Consider the following 230-nt stretch of genomic DNA (forward strand, 5'->3'; position numbering starts at 1 on the left):
GAAAGTCCCTCCGAAAAGGAAGGGAAATTTTCAAAGGGGGAAGAGGTTGATTTCTTACCCTGCCTCAATGAAAGTCCCTCCGAAAAGGAAGGGAAACCTGAGCATAGCCACCCTGCATAGGCTGTGCCTGTGCGCCTCAATGAAAGTCCCTCCGAAAAGGAAGGGAAACCTTTGACTCTGCCGGGCCGTTCCATCATCGGCAGCCTCAATGAAAGTCCCTCCGAAAAGGA

It is taken from the genome of Rothia sp. HMSC069C10 (assembly GCF_001812205.1).
GTDB classification, from domain to species: Bacteria; Actinomycetota; Actinomycetes; order Actinomycetales; family Micrococcaceae; genus Rothia; species Rothia mucilaginosa.